1 protein-coding gene is annotated in these 573 nt (G+C 66.3%); it reads right to left on the reverse strand.

The annotated features are described in order from the left end of the window. On the reverse strand, positions 1-573 hold a 573-nt coding region (locus QHC67_RS19060), incomplete at both ends, for a strawberry notch-like NTP hydrolase domain-containing protein (protein ID WP_319296738.1).

The following is a 573-nucleotide window of genomic DNA, read 5'->3' on the forward strand; positions in this document are numbered from 1 at the left end:
GGATCGGAGGCGCCAGTCGCGCTGTTGTAGAGAATGCGGGCACGCGGGAGCAGGTTCTGGAGACGGACGCCTGCGAGACCCTGTTCCGACCCTTTCTGCGTCCCGAACTTGGTCTCGGTGCCGGCCGCGTTGGACATCTCATGAGCCTCGTCGAAGGCGACCAGCCCCTCGAAATCCGTCCCAAGCCAGGCGAGGATCTGTTGCAGGCGGGAAGCGCCATCGTCGCGCTGCGAGCGCAGGCTCGCATAGGTGAAGAAGATGACGCCCTGGTCGAGGGCGATGGGTCCTCCCAGCGGGAAGGCATCGAGCGGATGGATGTCGATCGCGAGGCCGCCGAGCGCGGTCCAGTCGCGGCGGGCGTCCTCGATCAGATCGGCGGTCTTGGAAATCCAGATGGCGCGGCGACGGCCGCGATGCCATTGGTCGAGGATGCAGGCGGCGATCTGACGGCCTTTGCCGACACCGCCGCCGTCGCCGACCATGAAGCCCATGCGGTAATCGGCGCCGTTGGCGTTCGGAACCAGCAGTGTGCCCGTGGCATTCGGGGAATATTTGCCGGGCAAGTCGCGTTCG

Origin of the sequence: Sphingobium sp., from assembly GCF_033795625.1 — a bacterium.
Classification (GTDB): Bacteria; Pseudomonadota; Alphaproteobacteria; order Sphingomonadales; family Sphingomonadaceae; genus Sphingobium.